Raw genomic sequence first — 17,505 nt, forward strand, 5'->3', positions numbered from 1 at the left:
GAATGGATGGCATGCTGTCACAAGAAGAAATTAATGCACTGCTCAATGGCATGGGCGGTGAAGATGCAGCACAGGATACAGCAGCAGATACAGCAGCAGATACAGCAGCACCACAGACGGAGGACTTTACACTTGCTGACTCAGATAAAGATGCAGTTGGTGAAATATCCAATATCAGTATGGGAACTGCAGCAACGACATTGAGTTCCTTGTTAAATCAGAAAGTAAATATTACAACACCGAAGGTTTCTGTTTCTTCATGGGATGATCTTGCAGAAAGATATGACAGACCATGTGTAATGATGCAGATTTCTTATAAAGAAGGTATTGATGGCAATAATGTGCTTATTTTAAAGGAAAACGATGTTAAGATTATTACCGACCTTATGATGGGAGGTGCGGGGGAAGTTGATGACTCCGAGCCGCTCAGCGAACTGCATTTAAGCGCAATTGGTGAGGCAATGAATCAGATGATGGGTTCTGCCGCAACATCAATGTCTTCAATGTTTAACAGAAAGATTGATATCAGTCCGCCAACAGCCAATGTGATTGAAACTTATTCTGACACAAGTATGGATACCATTCCGGACTTTTTGAAAAATAAGTTTGTATTAGTTGCATTCAGAATGCAGATTGGTGATTTGATCGATAGTGAAATTATGCAGCTCTATCCGATTGATTTTGCAAAGGAACTTTTAAAGATGTTTACAGCACCGGACGATGGTACGGTAGCACCACAGGTCGGCGGAGGAACAGCAAGTTCAGCTGCATCAGCAGAAGTACCGTCAGCAGCACAGCAGATGTCAGCACCACAGCCGGCACCTGTACCACAGCCGGCACCTGTACCACAGCAGGCACAGCCGATGGGATATGGACAGCCAATGCAGCAGATGCCGCCGATGGGATACGGACAGCCAATGGGCTATGCCCAGCCTGCCGGATACGCACCACAGCCGAATGTCAATGTACAGCCGGCAACATTCCAACCGTTCTCTGGCGATTTGAATGCAATTACACAGCAGGAAAACATTGATTTGATTAAGGATGTACCATTAGAGGTAACTGTTGAGTTGGGAAGAACGTCAAAATCAATCAAGGATATTCTTGAATTTGCACCGGGTACGATTGTAGAACTGAATAAGATTGCAGGCGAGCCGATAGACATTCTTGTGAATGGTAAAAATGTCGCAAAGGGTGAGGTTGTTGTTATCGAGGAAAGCTTCGGTGTACGTATTACGGAGATTATTAAAGACAGATAAAAACAGATGTTTATAAAATCGACATAAAATTTAAAAAAATAGTATGCAATTTTATGGTGATGATGTATAATAAACATGTTAAAAAGTAAATATCATTATAGTTAGATAGGAGATTATTTATGGCAAAGAATATTTTAATTTGCGATGATGCCGCATTTATGAGAATGATGATCAAAGATATTCTTACAAAGAATGGATATAATATTGTAGGGGAAGCAGAGAATGGTGCTAAAGCAGTGGAAAAGTATGCTGAATTGAAGCCGGATCTTGTTTTAATGGATATTACTATGCCGGAAATGGATGGTATTGAAGCTTTAAAGAAAATTAAAGCGGCAGATGCAAACGCTTCCATTATCATGTGTTCAGCAATGGGTCAGCAGGCAATGGTTATCGAATCCATTCAGTCAGGTGCTAAAGACTTTATTGTAAAGCCTTTCCAGGCAGACCGTGTTCTTGAAGCTGTTCAGAAAGTTGTAGGATAATGCAACAGTTATTGATTGGTAGCACGCTGGAATCATTGGCACAGCTGGTTACATTAATTGTAATTTTTGCTTTGGTGCTTGCTATTACATATTTTGCTACCAGATGGGTTGGGGGTATTCAGAAAGAAAAGATGATTGGCAGCAATGTCAAAGTTTTGGAAACAATGCGTATCTCTAACTCAAAGTATATTCAGATTCTGAAGATAGGTAATAAGTGTTTTGCAATTGCAGTTTGTAAAGACACTGTTACCTATTTATGTGAAGTAAATGAAGAAGAGCTGATATACAGGGAAAATTCAACGGGAGGAATTCACGTTGATAATTTCAAGGCAATATTAGATAAGTATAAAAAGGACAAGCCAGAGGATTAGGCAGGATAAGGCATTATGTTACGATTTTTAAAGAAACACGGGAAAAAATTTGTCAGAGCAGGACTGCTGATAGCAATTGTAGTTGCTGCCAGCACTATGATGACGAGTTCAGTTCCGGCGGCAGAGGACAACACTAATAAGCTGATTAGTGTGGGAATCTCGGCAGGTGATGGTTCAGATATGGCGAGTGTATTACAGATGTTACTGGTGTTGACAGTAATAGCACTGGCACCGTCAATTCTAATTATGCTGACATCATTTACAAGAATAGTTATCGTATTACATTTTACCAGAACTGCGTTAGGAACGCAGACAATCCCGCCAAATCAGATTATTGTGGGCTTGTCTTTATTTTTAACTCTTTTTGTAATGTCGCCGACATTTAACGAAGTTTATCAAAGTGCAGTTGTACCGCTTTCCAACAATGAAATTTCCATGCAGGAAGCCTATGAAACCGGAATTAAACCGCTTCGTACATTTATGCTAAAGCAGACCTCAAACAAGGATTTAGATACATTTTTGAAAATCAAAGGATTTGAGGCCGGTTCTATTGCTTCAGAGGATGATATTCCTACGGAAATACTGATTCCTGCGTTTATTATCAGTGAGTTGAGAATAGCATTTATCATAGGATTTTTGATATATCTTCCGTTCATTGTGATTGATATGGTTGTGTCTTCAACCCTGATGTCCATGGGTATGATGATGCTGCCACCAACGACAATATCAATGCCGTTTAAGATTTTATTATTTGTAATGGCAGATGGATGGAGTTTAATTATCGGCAATCTTATGACAACATTTAAGTAGCAATTCAGTTGGTTTTATGTAAGATTCCCCGCTTTTATAGTCTGGGGAATATCTTACTTTATAGGCAGATATTCTGCTTTGAAATCTAAAAATGGGAGGAAGACTTGTATGGATGCAGGCGATATTATTTCGATTGGAAGACAGACGGTCTGGATTATTATAAAGACATCGGTTCCAATTCTTCTGGTGTCAATGATTGTAGGTCTGATCATCAGTCTTTTGCAGACATTGACGTCAATACAGGAACAGACACTTACATTCGTCCCGAAACTGCTGGCAATTATGCTTGCACTGATGATTATGGGACCGTGGCTGCTGAATGAAATCGTTTCTTATATGAATATTTTATGGGGCAGTTTTGCCCAGTATATTAGCTGATTAAGGAGTTACAGATGATGGATTTCGAGGTTGCGTTAGATCAATTTGAAATTTTTATATTGATATTAATGCGGATGGCTTCTTTTGTCTATACGGCTCCTTTTTTTAATACATCGGGGACACCGCAGAAAACAAAAGTCGGCTTCTCGGTATTTTTATCTATTTTGGTTTACAGCTTACAGGGCAGTGATGTTTCTGTGTCATACAACGGGGTAATCGGATATGCGGCATTGGTGCTTGAAGAAGTGGCAGTAGGGCTTCTGCTGGGAGCGGTTACATCATTTTGCACACAGATTATTCTGTTTTCCGGTAAGATTATTGATATGGATACAGGTATTTCCATGGCACAGATTTATGATCCGACGACACGTATGCAGGTCGGTATCATGGGGAATTTTTATTACTACCTTGTCATGCTTCTGTTGATTGTAAGTGGACTGCATCGGTATCTGGTAGCGGCAATTGTGGAAACTTATAATGCAATTCCGGTAGGTGGCGTAAAGTTTTCCTCTACGATTTATACGGATATTTTGAAATTCGTCAGTGAATATTTCGTGATTGGATTTCGTATTGCGCTTCCGGTATTTGCGGTCATGCTGCTGGTAAACTGTATTCTTGCCATTATGGCGAAGGTTTCACCGCAAATGAATATGTTTGTAGTCGGTATCCAGTTAAAATTATTTGTAGGACTTTTGGTGATTTATTTTACAATTTCCATGCTGCCTGCGGTATCCGGCTACATATTGGAAGAAATAGAAACCATATTTGCAGCACTGGTAAGAGGAATGAGTTAGTGACATGATGGAATTGGAGAATTTGGTATTGGCATACAATCTCCAGTTTTTTGCAAAAGACGGTCCGGGTGGTGAAAAAACAGAACCGGCGACCAGCAAGAAACTGGATGATGTCAGAAAAGAAGGACAGGTAGCGAAAAGCAAGGAACTGATTTCAGCAGTATCTCTGCTTGCACTATTTGTATTGATTAAAGTTTACATTGGGATAGTAGGTGAAAAATTACTGAAAGTATTTCAGGATTTTTACAATACATTTGATAAAATTATATCAAGCAGTGCCACAGGGCTTCCGATGAATCTTTCACTGGAGGCAGTCAAACAGATGCTGATATCAATAGTGCTGATTGCGGCCCCGTTTTTGATTGTGGCAGTTATCATTGCATTTTTATTAAATGTTTTACAGCAGAAATGGATGGTAACGGCAAAGCCGTTACAGCCGAAAGCCAGTAAAATCAGTCCGTTAAGCGGATTTAAGCGGATTTTTTCGGTAAAACAGCTGGTGGAACTGCTAAAGGCTATTGCGATGATGGCGGTTATCGGCATAGTAGCTTATCAGACGATTAAAGATAAACTGCCGTTGATACTGACATTTTACAACATTCCGTTATATACGGCGATTGCGGCAGTCGGGAATATTCTGGTTGACATGGGAATTAGAGTAAGTGCCGTCTTTTTGATCATCGGCTTTGCTGATTTAATTTTCCAGCGGCATAAGTTTAAAACAGACAATATGATGACCAAACAGGAAGTTAAAGATGAATTTAAGAATTCCGAAGGTGATCCGCAGGTAAAAGGTCAGGTCAAGCGGCGTATGATGGAAATTTCAAGACGAAGAATGATGGAAGCACTGCCGGAGGCAGATGTTGTCATTACCAACCCGACACATTTTGCGGTTGCGCTAAAATATGAACCGAACTCGGGCAAAGCACCGGTGGTTATTGCAAAAGGTGCGGATTATCTGGCCTTCCAGATTAAGGATAAGGCAAAAGAATACCATATTGAAATTGTGGAAAATAAACCGCTTGCGAGAATCCTTTATCACAATGTCGATATTGGCATGGAGATTCCACCGGAATTATATCAGGTTGTAGCGGAAATTCTTGCGAGAGTCCTGCAGCCGGGTAAACAAAAAACGATGCTGTTATAAAATGGTATGGGGATCAGATAGAAAAAAAGACAAAATGTTACAAATATTTGAAATGTAAAAAGAAAAATGATAGAATAAATACATATGTGACATTTGAAAAAATATTAAAATAGACGAAAGGAGAATGGAATAATGAGCGTAAAGAAGAATGACTTATTCATGGGTTTGTATCTGCTTGCAGCAGTTATATTCTTCATTATTTCTATTCCTTCATGGTTGTTGGATATTATGCTTGCTATCAATATCGGAATAGCACTGATTATTTTATTTAATACATTATATGCAAAAGAGGTTCTGGATATGGCGGCATATCCGACCATGCTGCTCTTTACGACATTGTTTCGTATTTCGTTAAATGTATCTTCAACAAAACTGATTTTAAAAAATGGTGATGCCGGACATGTTGTTGAAACATTCGGAGAATTTGTGGGCGGCGGTAATTTGATTATTGGTGTTATTATCTTTGTCATCATCATTATTATCCAGTTTATTGTTATCAATAAAGGTACAGAACGAGTTTCAGAAGTAACGGCGCGATTCACACTGGATGCGATGGCAGGTAAACAGATGGCAATCGACTCCGATCTGAATACAGGTGCCATTACGGATAAGGAAGCGGCACTCAGAAGAAAGAAGTTACAGCAGGAAAACAGCTTCTTTGGTTCTATGGATGGTGCGACAAAGTTCGTAAAAGGTGATGCAACGGCAGGTTTAATTATTACCGGTATCAACATTATCGGTGGTATTGCCATGGGTATGCTCTATGGCGGAATGACAATTAATGAGGCATTGTCAAAGTATACCATTCTTACTATCGGTGATGGCCTGTCCAGCCAGATTCCGTCACTGCTCATTTCTCTTGCAACCGGTATTCTTGTAACGAAGGCTTCCAGCGAGGGTGAGCTTGGTGATGAGATGGTAGGACAGCTGTTCTCCATGGACAGGGTTTTGCTGATGGTTGGTGCGGCAATGGCATTTTTAGGAGCATTTACACCACTGCCGTGGTATGTCTTCATTCCGATTGGCGTGGCACTGATTATATACAGCCGTAAAGTGGGGGCAGATGCAGGTGCTGCCAAGATAGAAGAAGAGGTTGAACAGGAAGAAACAGAAGCACAGGAAATCCGTAAACCGGAAAATGTAGTATCACTGCTTAATGTAGACCCAATCGAACTGGAATTTGGTTATGGTATTATTCCGCTTGCAGATGTGAATCAGGGTGGTGACCTGCTTGACCGTGTCGTTATGATTCGTCGTCAGGTAGCCTTGGAGCTGGGTGCGGTTGTGCCGATTATCAGACTGCGTGATAATATCCAGTTAAATCCGAACCAGTATGTTATTAAGATTAAGGGAATCCAGGTCAGCGAAGGAGAAATTTTATTTGACCATTATATGGCGATGAATCCGGGATATGTCGAAGAAGAAATTACCGGTATTCCGACCTTTGAACCGTCTTTCCATCTTCCGGCAATCTGGATTACGGAAAGTCAGAGAGAACGTGCGGAATCCTTAGGCTATACGGTTGTTGATCCGCCGTCTATTATTGCAACGCATCTGACGGAAGTGATTAAGCAGCATCTTTCAGAACTGCTTACAAGACAGGATGTTCAGAATCTTATTAATAATATTAAAGACAATAATACAGCATTAATGGATGAACTTGTACCGAAGCTGATGAGTATCGGTGAAATCCAGAAAGTATTACAGAATCTTCTCTCAGAGGGAATTTCAATCCGCGACCTTGTTACAATTTTTGAAACCCTTGCTGATCATGCAGCAGTTACAAGAGATACGGATATTCTGACAGAATATGTCAGACAGAGTCTGAAACGTGCAATTTCAGGCAAATATTTCCCTGTTGATGAGGTAACAAGTGTTGTTACATTAGACCCGGCAGTGGAACAGGAGATTATGGGTGCTGTAAAGAATACAGAACAGGGGTCTTACCTGACGCTTGATCCGGAACGGACGAAAAAAATCATGCAGTCTTTGGGCGAACAGTTAAAGAAGCTTGAAGATATGGGAAAAAATCCAATTGTGATTACTTCGCCGATTGTCAGAATGTATTTTAAGAAGCTGGCAATGGATTATTATAAGGATATTATTGTAATTTCTTACAATGAAGTAGAATCAAATATTGAATTACAATCAGTTGGGATGGTGACAGCATAAATGATAGTAAAGAAATTTCAGGCACCGACGGAAACAGAAGCAGTATTAAAGGCTAGAGATGAACTGGGCAGTTCAGCCGTCGTATTAAATGTAAAAACATTGAAACAGCGTGGAATTTTCAGGCTGTTTCGGAAAGATATGGTAGAAATTACGGCTGCACAGGAAGAAAACGAAGGTGCAGGTGAAAAAAGCAGGACTTCTTTTGATGAAATTGCAGGGGATGTCCTTGCAGATACAGACATGCCGGCACAGGAAGGTCCGGCAGCGGCATATACACCGTCAGGTTACGCACCGCGCGTGTCAATGCCGGTAAGAAGCCCGCGCCCGGCAGGGGCCTATCAGCCGTCCTCACAGGTGTCGGCAGCAGATACTGCGGCAATTGAGCAGAAGTTAGATTCTCTCCAGCAGCTTTTAAAGAACCGCATGGATTATGACTATACGGTATCGAAAGAAAGAACGGCAGACCGGGCAGCGCAGGATGTTCAGAACAGCTATGAATTGAATGGTGCAGATGAAGGCAGACGTGTGGTGCAGGAACGTGAAAATACCAATTACAGATTTTTGCAGCTTATATATAAGAAGATGCTTGAAAATGATGTGAATGAAAAATGTGCAGACAGCATTATCGGTGATATTGAAAATTCTTTAAAAAAGGAATCCAATATTGACAGCATTCTGGCAGCAGTATATCAGAAAGTGATTTTAAAACTGGGTGAACCCCATATTATTACATTACAGGAAGATAAGCCAAAGGTTGCCTTTTTTATCGGTCCGACAGGTGTCGGAAAGACAACGACGATTGCAAAGATTGCTTCCAAATTTAAACTGGAAGAACATGCAAGGGTTGCATTTATTACATCAGATACTTATAGAATTGCAGCGGTTGAACAGCTCAATACCTATGCTTCTATTATATCCTGTCCGGTAAGTGTCGTTTATTCGGCAGACGAACTGGAACATTGTCTGGAAGAGTATAAGGATTATGACCTGATTCTGGTAGATACAGCAGGAAGATCCCATAAGGCTGAAGGGCAGATGGATGAGCTGATGGAACTGATTGAAAGAACCAGACAAAAAAGCGATGAATTTGATGTGGATATTTATCTGACATTAAGTGTTACAACCAAAAGTAAGGACCTTGTCAGCATTGTAGAGCGCTATCAGGATATTAAAGACTGGTCGGTTATTTTTACAAAACTGGATGAGACCTGTTCGCTTGGCAATATTCTCAATATCAGAATGATAACAGATGCACCGTTGTCATATACGACACTGGGACAAAATGTGCCGAATGATATTGAAGTGATTGATAAGCAGGCGTTGGCAAAACAACTTCTGGGAGGAGCTGAATAATGGATCAGGCAGAAAATTTAAGGAAAATCATGCAGCAAAAGGAAGAACAGGCAAAAGAAGCAGCACGTGTGATTGCAGTTACCAGTGGAAAGGGAGGCGTTGGAAAATCCAGTGTGTCCGTTAATCTGGCGATTCAGTTTGCACGAATGGGAAAAAGTGTTGTAATTTTAGATGCCGATTTTGGTCTTGCCAATGTAGAAGTTATGTTTGGTGTGATTCCGAAATATAATCTGAGTGATTTGCTGTATAACGGGCGGGAATTGAAAGAGATCATCTGTGAGGGACCGGAGGGAATCCAGTTTATTTCCGGCGGTTCGGGAATTGCCAATCTTGCAAATTTTGACAAAGAGCAGGTGAAACGGCTGATTAATAAAATGACGGAACTTGAAAAAATAGCAGATATTGTTATTATTGATACAGGCGCCGGTATTAACCCAAGCGTTATGGAATTCCTGATTTCCAGTCCTGAAACGATTCTGGTAACAACACCGGAACCGACTTCTGTAACAGACTCTTATGCGCTGCTAAAGGCTCTGAGCATGACAGAAGGGTTCCAGGGGAAAAATACAACCGTTAAAATGATTGCAAACAGGGTGTCTGATGCAGGTGAAGGAAAGAATCTGTATGAAAAGCTGAGTATGGTTGTTTCTAAATTTTTGAATATTAATATTGAATTTCTCGGTGTTATTCCGCAGGACAGTTACATTACAAAGGCAATTATGAAACAGAAGCCGGTTTCCATTATGTATCCGAATGCGGCGGCTTCAAAGCAGTTTGAAGCGATTGCAAAGAAATTGTCCGGCACACAGCAGGATGTTCCGGATTCAAGAAGAGGGATCAGGGGATATTTTAAGAACTTTTTTGCAAAAAAGAATGTGTAAAAGGAGTTGATAAATATGTCGAAAAAAATATTAATTATTGATGACTCTGCACTCATGAGAAGAGTAATATCTGATATAATTAAGTCAGGCAATGAGTACGAGGTTGCGGCAATTGCAAAAGACGGCCTGGAGGGATACGAATATATCCGCCAGAATCCGACACTTTACAGTGCAGTTATTCTTGATATTAATATGCCAAAGATGAATGGATTACAACTCCTGCAGAAGCTTCAGCGTGAGCATATTGAGCAGACCGTTATTGTTGTCAGTACGGTGGCGAAAGAGGGCGCACGGGAAACAATTCAGGCATTGGAATACGGGGCATTCGATTTCGTTACAAAACCGGAAAATTATCTGGAAACGAAAAGCGAAAGCTTTAGAAAACGTATTCATGAGATGCTTAATGTTGCGACCAGCACTAAAAAGACACTTGAAAGAGTCAGTGCTTCTTCCGTATCCAGAGCCGTACCGTCAGGAAGCAGCCGGTTTACACCGGGGAAAACGCAGGATGAAGCTGCAAGAGAACAGCGCCGCATGGCGGGCGCAGAAGCTTTAAAGGCAATCCGTGCCAGAACCGGGACAGCACAAAGTGCGGCACCGGCTAAAAAAGTAGATGGGAAGTTATATAAGGATGTGAAAACGAATTGTAAAAAGGTCGTGGCACTTGCCTGTTCAACAGGCGGACCAAAGTCCTTGCAACAGGTCATCCCGATGCTCCCTAGAAATCTGGATGCAGGTGTTGTGCTGGTACAGCATATGCCGGCAGGTTTTACAGCCTCGCTTGCACAACGGCTGGATGAGATGAGTGACATACAGGTAAAGGAGGCAGAAGACGGAGATATTATCCGCAGAGGGCATGTCTATATTGCGCCGGGCGGAAAACATTTAAGAATTGTAAAAAATGGTTCAGGACATAAGATACAGTTAAGTGATGAACCGGCAATTGAAGGATTAAGACCTTGTGCCAACATTATGTATGAATCATTAGAACGGTGTGATTACGATGAAATCACCTGTGTAGTGCTTACCGGTATGGGAGCAGATGGAACCAAAGGAATCAAGGGCCTTTCAGACAGACATAAAAAGATTTATGTCATCGCGCAGGATGAAGACACCAGTGTGGTGTATGGAATGCCAAAGGCCATCGCTCAGACGGGACTGGTTAATGAGGTAGTACCGCTTAACCGTGTCGCTGAAGTAATTACGAAGAACGTGGGGGTATCATAAGATGGATGTTAGCCAGTATTTAGAGATTTTTCTTGATGAATCAAATGAACATTTACAGACACTGAGTGACCAGTTAATTATTCTGGAAAAAGAACCGGATAATAGTGATACGATTAATGAAATATTCCGTGCAGCCCATTCTTTAAAAGGTATGGCCGGCACAATGGGATATAAGAGAATGCAGAATCTGACACATGATATGGAAAATGTATTTTCCGAAGTCAGAAACGGCAATATGGAAGTGAATTCAAATCTTGTGGATGTATTATTCCAGTGTCTGGATGCACTGGAAACCTATGTGGACAACATCAGGGAAACACAGGACGAAGGAACAGATGATAATGAACCGATTATCAAAGCCCTGAATGCGTTTATCGCATCAGAAGGTAAAGGAAATGCAGCACCGGCGGCAAAGAAGGAAGAAGCACCGGCAGCAACAGCCTCAGCTGCACCGGCAGATGATAAGGATATGCCGCTTGCAGATTTTGAAAAGAATGCAGTTAACGAAGCGTTAAAAAAGAATCTTCATGTATACAAGATTAAGGTCAGCGTAGATGAGAATTGTATTTTAAAGGCTGCCAGAGCGTTTCTTGTATTTAAAAATCTTGAAGGACATGGTGATATCATTAAATCAGAACCGTCTGTACAGGATATTGAAGATGAGAAGTTTGACTTTGATTTCAGCATTATTGTTGTAACAGAAGAAAAATATGATAATATCATTGCATTAATTAAGAATGTATCTGAAATCAAGGATGCGGCAGGTCAGGAAATTACGCAGCCTTTCCCTGAGGAACAGACAGAAGAAGCAAAAGAGGAAAAGAAGGAAACATCAGCAGTATCACAGACTGCAAAACCGGCAGCTGCAAAACCGGCTGCAAAGAAGCCTGCTTCTACAGGCAAGACATCCGGTTCAGTCAGCCATACAGTACGAGTAGATATTGAAAAGCTTGATGTTTTAATGAACCTTGTCAGTGAATTAATTATTGCAAAGAACGGTCTTGTATCTGCAAGTCATGTTGAAGGTGATGAAGCAGCTGCACTGAACCAGAGTTTCACAGAACAGATTGAATATCTTGAAAGAGTAACAACGAACCTTCATGAATCCGTTATGAAGGTGCGTATGATGCCAATTGAAAGTGTATTCAGCAGATTCCCACGAATGATTCGTGATCTGAACAAGAAGCTTGGCAAGAAGATGGAGTTATATATGTCAGGTGAAGATACAGAGCTTGACAGAACGGTTATCGATGAAATCGGTGACCCGATTATGCACTTATTAAGAAATTCTGCTGACCACGGTCTTGAAAGCGCTGAAATCAGAAAAGAACGCGGTAAGAGCGAGGTGGGCTCTATTTTCCTTGATGCGTTCCAGGAAGGTAACAATGTTGTTATCGAAGTCCGTGATGACGGTAATGGTATTGATACAGAAAAGGTAAAAGCAAAGGCAGTTGAAAAAGGTACAATTACACAGGAACAGGCTGATGTCATGACAGATAAAGAAGCAATCGATTTATTATTCAGACCAAGCTTTTCAACTGCTGAAAAGGTAACAGATGTATCCGGCCGTGGTGTTGGACTTGACGTTGTAAAATCAAAGATTGAAGCCCTGGGTGGTGATGTTGAAGTTAAGACAAAGTACGGTGAAGGAAGTACATTCAGTATCCGTCTTCCATTAACACTTGCCATTATTCAGGCATTGATGGTTAAGCTCGGAGATGAAAAGTATGCGATTTCACTTGGTTCTATTGAAACCATCGAAGATATTCCTGTAAGTGATATCAAGTATGTACATGCCAAAGAAGTGATTCATTTAAGAGGTAACGTTATTCCGTTAATCCGTTTAAGAGATTTACTGGATGTTCCGGGAGAACCGGAAGAATCAGAAAATATTACAGTCGTTGTCGTAAGAAAAGGCGATAAGCAGGCGGGACTTGTAGTAGACAGTCTGATTGGCCAGATGGAAATCGTTATTAAATCACTTGGTAAGTATATCCGTATCAATAAGATGATTAGTGGCGCAACAATCTTAGGAGATGGTTCTGTAGCCCTGATTATTGATGCAAATACGCTTGTATAGGGGAAGATGCTACAGAAAGGATGGGTATAAATATGGAACAGGTAAAAGCAATTACAACAGAGCAGGAAACAGAAACTGCCGTTCAGTATATCGTGGTAAGAATTGGCAACGAACAGTATGGTATCAATATTAAATATATTGATAATATTGTCAGAAACCAAAAGATTACCCGCGTGCCAAAGACACAGACATATTATAAAGGTGTCATCAATCTGCGCGGTGAAATTATTCCGGTTATGAGCATCCGCTTAAAACTGGGACTTGAAGACGATGAATTTACAGATAAGACCAGAATCATCATTGTAAAAATCGAAGGTGCTACCATTGGTGTTATTGTAGATCAGGTAAGAGAGGTTGTAACACTGGATGATGACAATACAGAAAAAATCACAAGAACCTCAAGAGATGATGCAGCATCAGGTTATATCAGCAGCATCGGAAAGAGCAAGGGTGAACTGATTTCTTTATTAGATATTGTCGGTCTGATCGTAGAGAACTAAAGAAAGCGGTGGGAATATGGCAAAAATAAGTCTTGACGGATTGGACGCCATGCAATATGACGTTTTAAAGGAAATAGGAAATATTGGTGCAGGAAATGCAACAACAGCATTATCAAAGATGTTAAGCATCAAGATGGATATGTCTGTTCCGAATGTTGCATTACTGCCTTTTCAGGATATTTCTTCCGTGATTGGATCAGAAGATCAGACAGTAGTTGGAATCTTACTGGGTATTGAGGGTGACATTGATGGGATGATGATGTTCTTATTTGATATGAAATCAGCACACCATCTTGTAAATTCATTAATGATGAGAGATGTTACAACCGATGAAGATTTAGGCGCGGAAAGCTTTACGGAAATAGAAATGTCAGCATTAAATGAAATTGGAAATATTGTTTCCGGTTCTTATTTAAATGCACTTTCCTCCCTGACAAATTTAAAGATGATATGTACAGTACCGTCACTGACCGTAGATATGGTAGGCGCACTGCTGAGTGTGCCGGCAGCCGAGTTTGGTAAATATGGCGATAAGCTGCTTATGATTCAGTCAGAATTTGGCGAGATGGATTTTGTTACAGGATACTTCCTGTTAATCCCTGAACTTGATTCTTATGACAAAATTTTGGCATCACTTGGTATGTAAGACTTAAAATTTTTTTCAGCTTGCGGGAGAAATTTGTCCCGCAGGCTGTGTTTCTTGAAACTGTAAAGATTAGAAAAAAGAATGGACAGTTGTATATGGGGAATATGATAAAAGTTGGCATGGCGGATCTGAAAGTCTGTAAATGTCCAGATGCGCTTACAACATTAGGTCTTGGTTCCTGTGTGGGCGTTGCATTATACGATCCGGTGACAAAGGTAAGTGGATTGCTGCATTGTATGCTTCCAGACAGTACACAGATTAGAAATAATTCAAATGTTGCAAAATTTGCAGATACAGGAATTGATGAATTAATTCGACAGATGGAAAACCTCGGGGCTTCAAAAAGCCGCCTGGTCGCAAAAATGGCGGGTGGTGCACAGATGTTTGCCATGGCATCGCAGAATGAATCACTGCGGGTAGGTGAACGGAATGCAGCAGCAGCCAGAGCTAAATTAAAAGAATATAGAATCCGTCTTCTCGCAGAAGACTGTGGTTTAAATTATGGACGAACTGTAGAGTTTTACTCAGAGACAGGGGATTATGTTATAAAGTCGGTAGGTAAGCCTCAAAAGACAATTTAATAACAAACAGCAAAAAAGAAAAATAGATTGGGAGGGAATATGCGTAAGTTTAGAAATATTCCTGCGTTGGTTACATTGCTTGCAGGTTTTGTCAGTAGTGTGGTTATGATTATACAAAAGTATTCGCTGGTACATTTTCTGTGGGTATTGGTCGCAGTTATGGCAGGGTTTTATATGGCAGGGCTTCTTTTGAGAGTAATATTAAATAAGGCATTTAAGGATTTAGAAACAGAAGAAGAAAAACCGTCAGAGGATGAAGGTACAGCAGGAGAAGGCGAAGGCACGCCGGAACAGACAGAAGAAGAACAGCAGGAAGAAAAGTAATTTTCCGAAGTAGTTTAATCAAATGATGGGCTGGGGGCGGCAGTAATGGACGAAGTAGGTAGAAATAAACTGTGGCAGGAATATATGCAGACAGGAAAGAGTGAAATCCGGGAACAGCTTATTGCAGAATATGCGCAATTGGTCAAGCTTGTCGCCGGACGACTCAGTATGTATCTGGGCTATAATGTAGAATATGATGATTTGGTAGGCTATGGCATTTTTGGATTAATCGATGCCATAGATAAATTTGATTACAGCAAAAATGTAAAGTTTGAAAGTTATGCTAGTCTTAGAATCCGTGGCGCAATACTGGACCAGATTCGTAAAATGGACTGGCTTCCGCGGTCAATCCGTCAGAAGCAGAAAAAAATAGATGCGGCGATGTCTAAAATTGAAACAGAAAAAGGGCATGTGGCAACCGATGAGGAAATCGCCGAAGAATTAGAAATAACAGTAGACGAATTAAACAGCTGGCAGGGGCAGACCAAAGCCTCTAACCTGATTTCATTGGATGAATATACGGAAACGGGCAGTGAGGCAAAGATAGAGTCAGTAACAAATACGCACTTTGACCAGCCGGAAGAAGTGCTGGAAAAAGAAGAATTGAAAATAAAATTAACAGAAGCAATCAATTCCTTAACAGAAAAAGAAAGAAATGTTATTACATTGTATTATTATGAGGAAATGACATTAAAAGAAATTAGTCTTGTATTAAATGTTTCAGAATCAAGGGTTTCCCAGCTGCATACCAAAGCACTTGGCAGAATGCGTAAAACACTGGGTGAGTATCTGGACATTATATTATAAAGGAACTGCATCAGCCCGGATTTATAATTTAGAAGTGTTGTGCAGGTGTAAATACATCAGATGGGAGAAAGCATATGGTAGAGTGTATTGGCGGGTATTTTCAATTTTCAGTAAAAGCGGACGGGTTGTATTTTACAGTATATCCTCCGAAAAGCGGCGAACAGCCGGCAACAGTGGCAGATGCATTATATTATCTGGATAAAAAGAAAATTATGGATTGTGACACCGTAAAGATGAAAGAAGCTTTTTCAAAAGCGAAAGAAGCACCGTTTACGGTAAAGGTTTCAGATGCAGGAGCGTTGGAGAGCCGGGAGTTCGGCATATATACCATGAGTTCGGATTTAATGGAGATGGAAGCTGTATTTTATCCGCCGTTTGAAGGTGCGGGAATGCTGGATGAAGATGAAATTATCAAAGATATCCAGCATCTGGGCGTGAAAAACGGAATTAAAACAGACGTTGTCAAAGATTTTCTGGCACACCGCCGTTACGGACACCGTTATGTGATTGCGGTGGGAACGGCAGCGACAGAGGGCAGTGACGGTTATATTGAATATAAATTCAATACAGAATTAAAACCGACACCAAAGATGAACGATGATGGTACAGTTGATTTCCATACACTTGAAAATGTGAATCACATCAGAAAGGGTGAGGTTGTTGCCGTGCTTCATCCGGAAGACCGCGGTACACCGGGAGAAGATCTGCTTGGAAGAAAGGTCATGCCGAAAAAGGTAAAACACGTGATTTTCCGCCATGGACGGGATCTGACGGTTTCGGAAGACGGATTACAGCTGATTAGCAGTGTCAGCGGTCATGTAACCCTGGAAAATGACAAAGTATTTGTATCCAATGTACTGGAAATCGTTGATGTAGATAATTCTACCGGTGATATTGATTACCAGGGGAATGTTAATATTAAAGGCAATGTCCTTGCGGGATTCAGTGTAAAAGCGACCGGCGATATTGCAGTAAGTGGTATCGTGGAAGGTGCAACAATTGTCGCAGGCGGCAATATCACCTTCAACCGTGGTGTGCAGGGGATGAACCGTGCAGTCATTAAAGCAGGCGGCAATATCGTTACGAAATTCCTTGAATCTGTAGAACAGGTAGAAGCAGGCGGCAGTATTGAAACAGATTCTATTTTACATAGTAAGGTCAATGCAAAAGGCAGCATTAAGGCGGCAGGCAAAAAAGGACTGATTATCGGTGGGGAAGTCCGTTCCATGACACTGGTTGAAGCAAAAGTGATTGGCAATGAACTTGGTACGGCAACGGTTATCGGTGTCGGTGTTGACCCGGCAGCCAAAAGACGTCTGGACGAATTGCAAAAGAGTCTTCAGACAATGGGTGCAAATAAAATACAGTTGAATCAGATTATAACAGCATTGCGTAAAAAGCAGGATTTAGAAGGTGAACTTTCACAGGATAAAAAAGAAATGCTGCAAAAAACTATGAAAAATATGCTGATAATTGATAAGGAACTGGCAGAACAGAAGAAAGAATTTGAAGATTTACAGTCGGTTGTTTCAGAAGACAGCAATGCCAGAATTAAAGTATACGGAACAGCGTATGCAGGAACGAAGCTTGTATTTGGTGATCAGTTTATGTTTATCAAAGAAAAGTATGACCATTGTCAGTTTATCAAAGAGCGGGCAGACATTAAGAGCGCTTTATTATAAAAGCAGAATGG

General features: G+C 40.8%; 18 protein-coding genes. All 18 read left to right on the forward strand.

The window, feature by feature from the left end:
* Positions 1-2: 2 nt before the first annotated feature.
* The 18 genes from fliY (at position 3) to LI288_RS02010 (ending at position 17,494) form a co-directional block, all read left to right on the forward strand.
* Entirely contained in the window at positions 3-1,259 is a 1,257-nt protein-coding gene (fliY, locus tag LI288_RS01925) for a flagellar motor switch phosphatase FliY (protein WP_227089254.1), read from the forward strand.
* Between the two features lie 119 nt (positions 1,260-1,378).
* Complete coding sequence (locus LI288_RS01930; protein WP_022433371.1) at positions 1,379-1,741, forward strand: response regulator; 363 nt, start codon at positions 1,379-1,381, stop codon at positions 1,739-1,741.
* A gap of 35 nt (positions 1,742-1,776) precedes the next feature.
* Positions 1,777-2,112 carry a flagellar biosynthetic protein FliO gene (locus LI288_RS01935; RefSeq protein ID WP_227089255.1) on the forward strand — a complete coding sequence of 112 codons (336 nt, stop codon included), beginning with the start codon at positions 1,777-1,779 and terminating at the stop codon, positions 2,110-2,112.
* A gap of 15 nt (positions 2,113-2,127) precedes the next feature.
* Positions 2,128-2,922, forward strand: a complete 795-nt coding sequence (gene fliP, locus LI288_RS01940) for a flagellar type III secretion system pore protein FliP (RefSeq protein ID WP_022433369.1) — start codon at positions 2,128-2,130, stop codon at positions 2,920-2,922.
* Between the two features lie 108 nt (positions 2,923-3,030).
* A complete protein-coding gene (fliQ, locus tag LI288_RS01945; RefSeq protein WP_022433368.1) occupies positions 3,031-3,300 on the forward strand; it encodes a flagellar biosynthesis protein FliQ in 270 nt (89 codons plus the stop codon).
* Positions 3,301-3,314: 14 nt separating this feature from the next.
* The gene (gene fliR / locus LI288_RS01950; protein ID WP_022433367.1) at positions 3,315-4,094 is read left to right on the forward strand and encodes a flagellar biosynthetic protein FliR; all 780 of its coding nucleotides are present in this window, start codon (positions 3,315-3,317) and stop codon (positions 4,092-4,094) included.
* A gap of 4 nt (positions 4,095-4,098) precedes the next feature.
* Positions 4,099-5,241, forward strand: a complete 1,143-nt coding sequence (flhB, locus tag LI288_RS01955) for a flagellar biosynthesis protein FlhB (protein ID WP_022433366.1) — start codon at positions 4,099-4,101, stop codon at positions 5,239-5,241.
* Between the two features lie 132 nt (positions 5,242-5,373).
* The gene (flhA, locus tag LI288_RS01960) at positions 5,374-7,413 is read left to right on the forward strand and encodes a flagellar biosynthesis protein FlhA (protein ID WP_022433365.1); all 2,040 of its coding nucleotides are present in this window, start codon (positions 5,374-5,376) and stop codon (positions 7,411-7,413) included.
* The gene (gene flhF, locus LI288_RS01965) at positions 7,414-8,766 is read left to right on the forward strand and encodes a flagellar biosynthesis protein FlhF (protein ID WP_227089256.1); all 1,353 of its coding nucleotides are present in this window, start codon (positions 7,414-7,416) and stop codon (positions 8,764-8,766) included.
* Positions 8,766-9,647, forward strand: coding sequence for a MinD/ParA family protein (locus tag LI288_RS01970; RefSeq protein ID WP_227089257.1), 882 nt, complete (start codon positions 8,766-8,768; stop codon positions 9,645-9,647). The genes flhF and LI288_RS01970 overlap by 1 nt, the downstream gene beginning before the upstream one ends.
* Positions 9,648-9,662: 15 nt before the next feature.
* On the forward strand, positions 9,663-10,874 hold the full coding sequence (gene cheB, locus LI288_RS01975) for a chemotaxis-specific protein-glutamate methyltransferase CheB (protein WP_227089258.1): 1,212 nt from the start codon (positions 9,663-9,665) through the stop codon (positions 10,872-10,874).
* Between the two features lies 1 nt (position 10,875).
* Positions 10,876-12,954 carry a chemotaxis protein CheA gene (locus LI288_RS01980; protein ID WP_022433361.1) on the forward strand — a complete coding sequence of 693 codons (2,079 nt, stop codon included), beginning with the start codon at positions 10,876-10,878 and terminating at the stop codon, positions 12,952-12,954.
* Between the two features lie 32 nt (positions 12,955-12,986).
* Positions 12,987-13,454, forward strand: coding sequence for a chemotaxis protein CheW (locus LI288_RS01985; protein WP_227089259.1), 468 nt, complete (start codon positions 12,987-12,989; stop codon positions 13,452-13,454).
* Positions 13,455-13,470: 16 nt separating this feature from the next.
* Positions 13,471-14,100 (forward strand): chemotaxis protein CheC, encoded by a 630-nt coding sequence (locus LI288_RS01990; protein WP_227089260.1) that lies wholly within the window; start codon positions 13,471-13,473, stop codon positions 14,098-14,100.
* A 95-nt stretch (positions 14,101-14,195) separates the two neighbouring features.
* Positions 14,196-14,681, forward strand: coding sequence for a chemotaxis protein CheD (locus LI288_RS01995; protein WP_022433358.1), 486 nt, complete (start codon positions 14,196-14,198; stop codon positions 14,679-14,681).
* Between the two features lie 39 nt (positions 14,682-14,720).
* Positions 14,721-15,005 (forward strand): hypothetical protein, encoded by a 285-nt coding sequence (locus tag LI288_RS02000; protein WP_022433357.1) that lies wholly within the window; start codon positions 14,721-14,723, stop codon positions 15,003-15,005.
* Positions 15,006-15,050: 45 nt separating this feature from the next.
* On the forward strand, positions 15,051-15,812 hold the full coding sequence (locus tag LI288_RS02005) for a sigma-70 family RNA polymerase sigma factor (protein WP_022433356.1): 762 nt from the start codon (positions 15,051-15,053) through the stop codon (positions 15,810-15,812).
* 74 nt (positions 15,813-15,886) lie between these two features.
* Positions 15,887-17,494: a DUF342 domain-containing protein gene (locus LI288_RS02010; protein WP_022433355.1), complete on the forward strand. Its 1,608-nt coding sequence runs from the start codon at positions 15,887-15,889 to the stop codon at positions 17,492-17,494.
* The last annotated feature ends 11 nt before the right edge of the window (positions 17,495-17,505 follow it).

The organism is Lachnospira pectinoschiza (assembly GCF_020564355.1).
GTDB classification, from domain to species: domain Bacteria; phylum Bacillota; class Clostridia; order Lachnospirales; family Lachnospiraceae; genus Lachnospira; species Lachnospira intestinalis.